The sequence below is a fragment of the Candidatus Albibeggiatoa sp. nov. BB20 genome, from assembly GCA_016744725.1.
Taxonomy (GTDB): domain Bacteria; phylum Pseudomonadota; class Gammaproteobacteria; order Beggiatoales; family Beggiatoaceae; genus Albibeggiatoa.
On record JADGDW010000171.1, the window covers coordinates 1 to 9,228 of the forward strand.

At 38.0% G+C, this 9,228-nt stretch carries 9 protein-coding genes and 2 pseudogenes; 4 read left to right on the top strand and 7 right to left on the bottom strand.

The window, feature by feature from the left end:
- Positions 1 to 132: 132 nt before the first annotated feature.
- The 3 genes from ABXH34_RS15705 to hypE form a co-directional block, all read right to left on the bottom strand.
- A complete protein-coding gene (locus ABXH34_RS15705) occupies positions 133 to 2,163 on the bottom strand; it encodes a heavy metal translocating P-type ATPase (protein ID WP_353572835.1) in 2,031 nt (676 codons plus the stop codon).
- A 150-nt stretch (positions 2,164 to 2,313) separates the two neighbouring features.
- Complete coding sequence (locus ABXH34_RS15710) at positions 2,314 to 3,324, bottom strand: quinone-dependent dihydroorotate dehydrogenase (RefSeq protein ID WP_353572836.1); 1,011 nt, start codon at positions 3,322 to 3,324, stop codon at positions 2,314 to 2,316.
- Between the two features lie 83 nt (positions 3,325 to 3,407).
- Positions 3,408 to 4,412 carry a hydrogenase expression/formation protein HypE gene (hypE, locus tag ABXH34_RS15715; protein ID WP_353572837.1) on the bottom strand — a complete coding sequence of 335 codons (1,005 nt, stop codon included), beginning with the start codon at positions 4,410 to 4,412 and terminating at the stop codon, positions 3,408 to 3,410.
- Positions 4,413 to 4,584: 172 nt separating this feature from the next.
- Between hypE and ABXH34_RS15720 the strand changes: the two genes are divergently transcribed.
- Positions 4,585 to 4,845, top strand: a complete 261-nt coding sequence (locus tag ABXH34_RS15720) for a hypothetical protein (protein WP_353572838.1) — start codon at positions 4,585 to 4,587, stop codon at positions 4,843 to 4,845.
- Positions 4,838 to 5,362 carry a helix-turn-helix transcriptional regulator gene (locus ABXH34_RS15725; protein WP_353572839.1) on the top strand — a complete coding sequence of 175 codons (525 nt, stop codon included), beginning with the start codon at positions 4,838 to 4,840 and terminating at the stop codon, positions 5,360 to 5,362. The genes ABXH34_RS15720 and ABXH34_RS15725 overlap by 8 nt, the downstream gene beginning before the upstream one ends.
- 54 nt (positions 5,363 to 5,416) lie before the next feature.
- Here the strand turns inward: ABXH34_RS15725 and ABXH34_RS15730 are convergent, their stop codons facing one another.
- The 4 genes and pseudogenes from ABXH34_RS15730 to ABXH34_RS15740 all read right to left on the bottom strand — a co-directional run bounded on the left by ABXH34_RS15730 (position 5,417) and on the right by ABXH34_RS15740 (position 6,431).
- Positions 5,417 to 5,575, bottom strand: a complete 159-nt coding sequence (locus ABXH34_RS15730; RefSeq protein ID WP_353572843.1) for a hypothetical protein — start codon at positions 5,573 to 5,575, stop codon at positions 5,417 to 5,419.
- Positions 5,576 to 5,689: 114 nt separating this feature from the next.
- Positions 5,690 to 5,886: pseudogene (locus tag ABXH34_RS15735) on the bottom strand (PD-(D/E)XK nuclease family transposase); the annotation flags it as partial.
- A pseudogene (locus tag ABXH34_RS18775) lies at positions 5,859 to 5,973 on the bottom strand (PD-(D/E)XK nuclease family transposase); the annotation flags it as partial. The pseudogenes ABXH34_RS18775 and ABXH34_RS15735, both read right to left, overlap by 28 nt.
- A gap of 278 nt (positions 5,974 to 6,251) precedes the next feature.
- Entirely contained in the window at positions 6,252 to 6,431 is a 180-nt protein-coding gene (locus tag ABXH34_RS15740) for a hypothetical protein (RefSeq protein ID WP_353572840.1), read from the bottom strand.
- 286 nt (positions 6,432 to 6,717) lie between these two features.
- On the opposite strand from ABXH34_RS15740, the gene rep reads away from it, so the two are divergent.
- Entirely contained in the window at positions 6,718 to 8,730 is a 2,013-nt protein-coding gene (rep, locus tag ABXH34_RS15745) for a DNA helicase Rep (protein ID WP_353572841.1), read from the top strand.
- A gap of 162 nt (positions 8,731 to 8,892) precedes the next feature.
- Positions 8,893 to 9,192, top strand: a complete 300-nt coding sequence (locus tag ABXH34_RS15750) for an nSTAND1 domain-containing NTPase (RefSeq protein ID WP_353572842.1) — start codon at positions 8,893 to 8,895, stop codon at positions 9,190 to 9,192.
- Positions 9,193 to 9,228: the final 36 nt, after the last annotated feature.

Genomic DNA, 9,228 nt, shown 5'->3' on the forward strand with positions numbered 1-9,228 from the left:
TTGACCACGTTGCAAAGCATTTGAGTGCCAATACGGATTTGATTTGATAATTGTGTTTTAAATACTTAATTTTTTCTAAATTTTTGAGCAATTTTGTTTCATCAATCAAGTAATAAGGGGTTGTCAAATTCATCACTCTATACTCGTGGGTTGATGCTGTATTGTTTGATTCCGTTTACTCAGTAATGGCGCGACACCATTAGCAAGATTACCCAATAAACCGATACTATAAATAGCCAACGCACCATAAATACTTAAATGGAAAAATAATGCGCCGCCAATACAGATTGTATTAGGCACAACATCGAGCACTAAACTATTTTTGACATTCCGATTTAAACTATCAGCAATATTAAACATTTGAGGTAATTGGGTTAAATTTTCATCCATCAAAATTACTTGAGCAGTGTCAGTTGCAATATTGGATGCACCTTGTAAAGAGACAGAAACGTTGGCGGTTTTTAGTGCAATCGCATCATTCATCCCATCACCAATAAAGCACACTGACTTTCCATCAGCCTGTAATTGCTTAATTAAATTTGCTTTATCTTCAGGTAATGTTTCGGCAAAATAGTGATCAATGCCTAATTTTTCGGCCAGAGCTTTGGTTGGATTGTGATGATCTCCAGAAATGATATAGAGTGAAAGTCCGCGCTGTTTAAGACTTTGAATAACTTGAGCCGCTTCAGGGCGAATTGTGGGATGTAATTCAATTAAACCTGCTAAGTTCTGATTAATCGCAACATAAACTAAAGAATAGCCTTGTCGATAGCACTTCTGTTCTAAGTCTTTGGCATGTTGTGAAATGCTGACATGTTCCAGTTGCATAAATCGTGTGCTACCGACCAAAATAGTTTTATCGCCCAGCAAAACTTTAATCCCATAGCCGAGCTCATATTGCATATTGGTCACGCTATCTAACTCAAGATGATATTGTTCAGCTGCTTGGCGGATGGCTTTGGCAATCGGGTGGGTTTGTTTTGATTCAGCAATGGCAGCGTAAGTTAAAATTTCTTGTTCAGTATAAGTATCAACCAATGGATAAATTTTGCCCACATGAGGCTGGCTATGAGTCAAAGTGCCTGTTTTATCAAACACGATGGTATCAACCCGTTTTAAAATTTCTAAAATTCGCCCATCTTTAATTAAAATATTTTGTTTAGACGCAATCGACAAATGGATCAAAATACCCAAAGGACCTGTAATCATAATACTATCGATAATGGGGCTATCTAATACAATTAAAGCACTGGTAAGCCCTACAGTAGGTAAAGTGATAAGAGTTAAGATTAAAGTTGGAATCGTTGCATTATCAATAATTTCTTTAATCCGCAACTCAATGGTTGCCGCATAATGATTGGTCTGTTCTAAGGCTTGTTCTATTTGGGCTGCAATGGTTTCTTGACCTGTTTTTTCTACTTTAACCCAAACTTTACCCGCCAGTACAATCGTAAAAGCGAACACTTGCTCATTCTTGATTTTTTCTGCTAATTGTGATTCGCCCGTCATCATTCTTTCATCAATACTGGCAACCCCTTCAATGATGACACCGTCAACGGGAATGGTTTCACCTGCTTGAATCACGACAACATCACCTAATTGTATATCTTCATAAGTCACCTCATATCCATCTTGCTTTAGCCAAACCGACTTTAACGGCTGCGTGAGTTGGGTTTTGAGTTGGTTGCTTGAATAGTTTTTAGATTTGGCAATAAACTTTGAGCCTAAATAATACAACCAATTACTGGCCACTGCGACAAACATATAACCTGATAAAGCAAAAGCGGGTAAAGCAATGGATTCAAGCGCACCTGTGGTGAGACGTTTACGTTTTATTAAATCCTTGTAGGTTTGTTGCCAAATTGGAATTGTTAGATAAGTTAAGCCTACTGCCGCTGGAATTTGGAAAACGGGTACCCAAATACCGATAGCTGCGACACCTAAAGCAGCCGAGGAGACATTAAAGTAATGGTCTGCCCATTGTTCAATATCAACAATATCAGTTTCCTGAAGGCGCTCTGCTTCATCATTTTTTTGTGGTGTGGAATCAGTTAAGGAAAAGTGTTTTTGAGTAAAGGGGATTTGTAGGGCATTTTTTTGATTGGAGCGAGACCAAGCATATAAACTGCCGCCTGCAATCAATAGTATTCCTGTAACAAGCATTTTTTTGTTCCAAAGGGTGTTATCAAGGTTATCAATAGACAAAACATTTGGCTAAAAGAGATTTTCAAAGAAAAAACTCACCCATTTTATTTTTTATATAACCTAAGCTTGAAAGATAAGTCAGACTCAGGTTACTTGTTTAACAAGAGTTTATAGTTCTTGTACAATATCTCGCACCAATGTTGGCCCATAATAAATGAGGCCAGAATAGACTTGTACTAAACTTGCACCCACTTGTAGTTTTTCTTTTGCATCGTTGGGAGTCATGATACCACCAGCGGCAATAATTGGCATATCTTCTTGTAAAATTTGCTTTAATTGCCAAATCACTTGGGTCGCACGTTCTGTCAAAGGTGCACCACTTAAGCCGCCTGTTTCCTTGCCATGAGGATATTGCTTGACTTTATCGTGTGCGATTGTGGTATTGGTTGCAATCACCGCATCGATTTTATGTTGTAACAGTTTATCCGCAATCTGTTTCAATTCTTCATTATCCATATCAGGGGCAATTTTTACTGCTAATGGCACGTATTTATCGTACTGTTGACAGGCTTGCTCATGGGCTTGTTTCAAGCCGCGTAATAAATTATTTAATTCATCACCATGTTGTAATTGGCGCAAATCTTTGGTATTTGGCGAGGAAATATTAACCACTAAATAATCAGCATAAGGATAAACTTTAAGTAATCCCATGATGTAATCATCAAGCGCATTTTCTAATGGCGTAGTGGCATTTTTACCTAAATTGATGCCCAAAATACCTTGGTAATTCGCTTGTTGCACATTGCTGATTAACCTATCAACCCCGTGATTATTAAACCCCATTCGATTGATAATGCCTTGTGCTTTCGGAATACGGAATAAACGCGGTTTAGGGTTGCCTTGTTGTGGACGGGGTGTGACTGTACCCACTTCGATAAATCCAAATCCTAAATGAGCCAATCCATTAATATACTCACCATTTTTATCTAAACCTGCCGCCAATCCTACAGGATTAGGAAACTCAATTCCCATCACAGTACAAGGCTTATTGGCAACTTTACCCACCATTAAACGGGTCATGCTTGCACCGAGTGATGTATTCAAAGCTGCAAGCGTTAAATTATGTGATTTTTCGGGGTCTTGAGTAAATAAAATAGGGCGAGCAATAGAATATAGCATGATATGTTTTGGATTGTTTAGTGTTCAAATTTGGCTAAGTTTAGCAGAATGCTGCATAAGACAATTTAAAATTTAATGACAGATTAGCAAATACGCGGTAAAGGATCATCTTCCAATTCATCAAGCAAACGCTCACCACCTAATTCTGTTTCTAAAATCACTCGTGGTTTACCTGCTTGAACTTGCCCAATAATTTGTGCATTGTGCTGACCTAAATCCCGCCAAATCTGTAAGGCTTGCAGGGCTTGTTCTTGTGCAACGACGGCAACAACTCGTCCTTCGCAGGCTAAATACAACGGGTCATAACCCAACATATCACAGACTGCTTGCACGGGGTCTTCAATCGGGATTTGAGTTTGTTGTAAACGGATGCAATGGCCTGTGGCTTGGGCGATTTCATGGGCAACTGTGGCTAAGCCGCCTCGGGTTGGATCGCGCATAAAACGTAAACCAGATAGATTTAATAGGCCTTGGGTCAATGGTAAAACGTTTGCAGCATCAGAAGCCAAATCACCCCGTAAACCAAATTGTTCACGCGCCAACATCACGGCAATCCCATGATTACCCACTGCACCGCTGACAAGAATGGCATCACCTTGTTGAATTTGTTGCAAACCGAGTGATTGTTGTGTTGCTTTAAATCCTACGCCTGTTGTTGCCAAATACAAACCACCACCTTGACCGCGTTGAACCACTTTTGTATCGCCTGCAACCACTGCAACATTAACTTCTTGAGCCGCTTGGGCAAGACTTTTAATAATCCGCTCTAATTGTGCCACTTCAAACCCTTCTTCAATAAATGCGTTCAAGGTTAAATAACGTGGGATTGCGCCTGATACTGCTAAATCATTACAAGTACCATGTACCGCTAATGCACCGATATTACTATTAGGAAATTCTAAGGGCTGCACGGTAAAACCATCGGTTGTCATCACAATATTGTCCGCATTCCAGTTTAATACTGCGGCATCAGTTTGGATGTCTAATTGTGGATGTTGTAAATGTTTAGCAAATAATTCTTCGATCAACTCTCGCATTAAGCGACCGCCGTTGCCGTGTGCAAGTGAAATATGGGTGTCTTGGATCATGTTGTATATTCTTAAGCTTAACTGGTTTTATTATATTAGGTTATACAATTTATTCGGATAAAACTAAACTAAAAAATGATTAAGATAGCAACAACTAAAAAATTGCTAATCAATAAGGTTGTCACTTGACAACTAAATTTATAAAATCTAAACTTAAAGATAAGGTGGAATTATGCCAAGAAAAAAGCACCCCAAATCTGAAATTGAAAAAACACTGCAATACGCTGAAAAACATAAATGGCGAATAGATATTGGTGGCTCTCATGCTTGGGGTAAAATGTATTGTCCATATAATGATAATGAATGTCGTTGTGGTGAATTTTGTATTAGTAGTATATGGAGTACACCTAAAAATGCAGTCAATCATGCGAAACAAATAAAGAAAGTCGTTGATAAATGTATTAAATCTGAGAGAAATAGAAATCATGAGTGAGTATGAATTTACACTTAAATTTAACCTTTTAGATGATTCTCAAGACCCTAATATCTATGTTAAACATCTATATGAAAATAATTGTGATGATGCTTTAATTGGTGTAGGTCAACAAGGGCGGATTGCGTTGGACTTTATAAGAGAGGCAGAGAATGCTTTAGATGCTGTTATGAGTGCGGTGAAGGATGTAAAAACGGTAATTCCACATGCACAATTGATTGAGGCCACTCCTGATATAGTTGGAGCAACAGATATTGCAAGTGTATTAGGTGTTTCTCGACAAAACATTAGAAAACTCACGGTAACACACAAAGCAACGTTTCCCACCCCAATACATGAAGAAAAATCCACATTCTGGCATCTAGCAAGTGTTTTAAGTTGGTTTAAAGAAAAACAAAACTATCCATTTGATGAATCATTGTTTGATATAGCAACCGTCAATATGCAACTCAATATTGCTAAAGAAGCTCAAAAGTTAGATCACTCGATTAGTTCGAAATTAGCTGCTATTTTCTAGTAACTATGCTGTAGATAATTTTTAAAAGCATAATATTGTTAAGAAATAAATATTTTAAAGAGCTTCTATTTCTTCCAAACTAAGACCTGTTGCCTGAGCAATAACTTCTGAAGTCATACCCATTTGCTTAAGGTTAGTTGCAGTTTCTAGTTTGGCTTTCAATTCTCCTTCAGCCTTACCCTCAATCTTTCCATCACTAAAAGCGGTATCCATAGAATTTTTCAAATCCCGATATATTTTTAGGCTATGCTCATAAGCCTGATATTCAAGTTCGCTATAGTTGGCTATTTCTGCTTGTTGTTGGATTGGGAAAGTTGAGTAATAAATACTACGGTCTTTAAAATAATTTTGTTTGGCTTTTTGCAATTCAACAATAAATTTTCACCTGTTTCACTTTCGCAATAAATATCAAAAATCGCCTTACGTGCATCTTCATTCTGCCCAAGCTGTTCCAATGGCAGATAGTTTAAGTTAATGATTCTGCCTGTTTCGGTTTGGAGTAATTCATTGAGAAAATCAATCAACAAGTCTTTATTCGGTTCAGTGCCAAATAGTTTTTTGAATCCAAAATAAGTAAACGGGCTAATGTATTTGTCTTTGATGATGCGCATAAGCCATTATTTCTTAATTTGACGGTGGTTAGAAATATAATGCAGGTGTTGGAAAATGACAATGTTGATTTTGGTCTCACATCATATAGTCAATTCTGTCTTGAGTGTGAGGACTGGTAATCCTGAAATAATTTAAATATCAAATAGTTTTAAAACCTTTAGGACTGACAGTTCTATATCATCTTAAAATAAAATGACTATGCTGTGAATTAAACAGTGTTGTTTGCAGGTAGAGTTCACTCCATGCTGAGCATGGAATGATCGAGAATAAAATCTATTTAGTGGATGAGATTTGAGCCAGAACTATGGCTTCTTTCAATTAAGAAGGGCTGCACATCTTGTGTGTAATAACTAGGGTGGTAAGTCGGCTGTTGTGTGTCTAAATTACTAGAAACAGGCTGTAATTGTAACATAAGTTCCTGTTGTTGCTGGTAATAAAGCTCCTCATCAGTGGGCATGTTTCTATCCATTTCCATTATTATTCCCCTCTTGAATGAGTTTTGATTTAGTTTAGTTTTATTCAAAATCTACACCACAAATGTGGGTGGTGTTTGGAAATATACAAGCTTAAACTAGATTTCCGCTACAGTTTATGGCTTAGGTCTGGCTTGTAGCAGACTAACAAAACACATTGTTTAAATTAGTAATTTTCTATTATTTCCTAGCCAATATTTTATAGTTCACAGCTTAATATAGTATAGAATACTGTTACAATAATGCGCTTTTTCACAGTGGCATCTCTCTATGTTTGACAAACTTAATTCACGTCAGCAGCAAGCTGTTAAGGCTATTGATACCCCCGTATTGGTGCTGGCAGGCGCAGGTAGTGGCAAGACCCGAGTCATTACACACAAAATTGCATGGCTGATTCAGCAAACCCAGATGCAGCCACAACACATTGCCGCCGTCACGTTTACCAATAAAGCCGCACGTGAAATGAAACAACGGGTTGGGCAATTGCTCAAAGGTACAAATAGCAAAGGCTTAACCGTTTCCACCTTTCATAATTTAGGTTTGAATATTTTACGCCGAGAAACTAAAACCTTAGGCTTTAAATCCAATATTACGATTTTTGATGCGCAAGACAGTTTGTCGTTACTGAAAGATTTGACTAAAAAACAAGATGATATTGACCAGCAGATTTTAAATAATTTTCAAACAACCATTAGTTTATGGAAAAATGGATTGGTTTCTCCTGAACAAGCGGTGCGTCTATCAGGGAATGACAAAGAGCTACATGCTGCAAAAGTATATAAACACTATCAAAAACAGTTAAAAGCTTATAACGCAGTAGATTTTGATGATTTGATTGCGTTGCCTGTATTTTTATTCCAACAACATCCAGAAGTATTACAAAAATGGCAAGCCAAGATTCGGTATTTATTAGTCGATGAATATCAAGATACCAATGGCAGCCAGTATCAAATGGTTAAGTTATTGGTTGGTGGGCGTTCTGGTTTAACTGTTGTGGGTGATGACGATCAGTCTATTTACGCATGGCGTGGCGCACAACCTGAAAATATGAACCTATTAAAACAGGATTTTCCAAATCTGCAAGTAGTCAAGTTAGAGCAAAATTATCGTTCGAGCAATAATATTCTTAAAGCTGCAAATAGTGTGATTGCCAATAATCCACATGTTTTTGATAAAAAATTATGGAGTGATAAAGGTGCCGGCGATGAGTTGCGAGCAATTGAAACTCGGAGTGCTGAGCATGAATCTGAAAAAGTAATCAGTGAATTGATGAATCATAAGTTTCGTCATCGTACTGAGTATGAGGATTATGCCATTTTATACCGCAGTAATCACCAAGCGCGTTTATTTGAAGCTGAATTGCGTAATCGTCAAATCCCATATTATCTTAGCGGTGGCACGTCTTTTTTCTCGCGTAGTGAAATTAAAGATATAATGGCATATTTGCGTTTATTGGTGAATCAGGATGATGATAATGCTTTTTTACGGATTGCGAATATACCACGGCGTGAAATAGGCATGACGACTTTACATAAATTAGGTGAATATGCTCAACAACGTCATATTGGTTTGTATGCGGCGAGTTTGGAATTGGGTTTAGCTAATCAGCTTTCTAGCCGTGCATTACAGAATTTACAACGTTTTACCCATTGGATTGGTCAGCTTGCGGCGCGTGCGACTTATGAACCGCCGATAACGTTGATTAAATCTTTAGTCAATACAATCAAATATGAAGAATGGTTACAAGAAACTTGTAAGGATAAGCGCATTGCAGCGATGCGTATGGACAATGTAAATGAGTTGATTGAATGGTTGAATCGCTTGCATGAGCAAGAACAAAAAAGTTTACCTGAATTGGTTGCGCATATTATGTTGTTAGATGTGTTAGATCGACAAAATGATGAAAATAATAAAGAAGGCGTGGCATTGATGACCTTACATGCGGCTAAGGGTTTGGAGTTTCCACATGTGTTTTTAGTCGGTATGGAAGAGGATTTATTACCACATCATGGCAGTATGGAAGAGGCTGGGATTCAAGAGGAGCGGCGTTTGGCGTATGTGGGGATTACTCGAGCACAAAAGAGTTTGGTGATGACTTATACAGAGCGACGTAAACGGTTTAGAGATTGGGTTGATACTGAGCCAAGCCGTTTTTTACAGGAGATTCCTGAGGATATTTTGCAATGGGAGCATCGGAAGTCAAAGCCGAAAGTTGATGAAAAAGAAGCCAAGCAGTTAGGTAATGCCCATCTTGCTCATTTGCGGCAAATGTTAAAGAAATAGGCAAAAAAGGCGGTTGACAGCTCTAGGTATTTGAGAAATGATGAGCTATTATTTTAATGTTTCTGTGATTGTATTTTCCGTGGATTCAGTTTGGTCTGCGGTGCAAAAATCATGGTTGCAGGCCGTCTTTGTTCACATTAACTTTAGATAAAATATGCGTTTATGGACACTCCTTATAAAGGTTTTCAGCCTTACACCGAGCTAGATAAAGATAACTTTTACGGTCGCGCGACTGAAAAGCGGATTTTGATGGATAAGGTTTTGATCCACAAGCTGACTTTTTTATTTGCTGCCAGCGGCGTGGGTAAAAGTTCTTTGTTGCGTGCGGCGGTATTGCCTGCGTTGCTTGAGCCGCCTAATGCTTATGATGTTGTTTATTATAATGATTGGGTTGAGCAACCTTTATTTCCATGTATAAGGTTAAAACCTTCGCCTTTCAGGCGAACAGATTTATCTCCCTAAACTCAAGAATGGCTTATAATATGAGAGATGGAATAC

Excerpts from the sequence above, each read along its gene's own strand:
- ABXH34_RS15705 (WP_353572835.1), bottom strand. The coding sequence starts at position 2,163 with ATGCTTGTTACAGGAATACTATTGATTGCAGGCGGCAGTTTATATGCT.
- ABXH34_RS15710 (WP_353572836.1), bottom strand. The coding sequence starts at position 3,324 with ATGCTATATTCTATTGCTCGCCCTATTTTATTTACTCAAGACCCCGAA.
- hypE (WP_353572837.1), bottom strand. The coding sequence starts at position 4,412 with ATGATCCAAGACACCCATATTTCACTTGCACACGGCAACGGCGGTCGC.
- ABXH34_RS15720 (WP_353572838.1), top strand. The coding sequence starts at position 4,585 with ATGCCAAGAAAAAAGCACCCCAAATCTGAAATTGAAAAAACACTGCAA.
- ABXH34_RS15725 (WP_353572839.1), top strand. The coding sequence starts at position 4,838 with ATGAGTGAGTATGAATTTACACTTAAATTTAACCTTTTAGATGATTCT.
- ABXH34_RS15730 (WP_353572843.1), bottom strand. The coding sequence starts at position 5,575 with ATGGATACCGCTTTTAGTGATGGAAAGATTGAGGGTAAGGCTGAAGGA.
- ABXH34_RS15740 (WP_353572840.1), bottom strand. The coding sequence starts at position 6,431 with ATGCCCACTGATGAGGAGCTTTATTACCAGCAACAACAGGAACTTATG.
- rep (WP_353572841.1), top strand. The coding sequence starts at position 6,718 with ATGTTTGACAAACTTAATTCACGTCAGCAGCAAGCTGTTAAGGCTATT.
- ABXH34_RS15750 (WP_353572842.1), top strand. The coding sequence starts at position 8,893 with ATGGACACTCCTTATAAAGGTTTTCAGCCTTACACCGAGCTAGATAAA.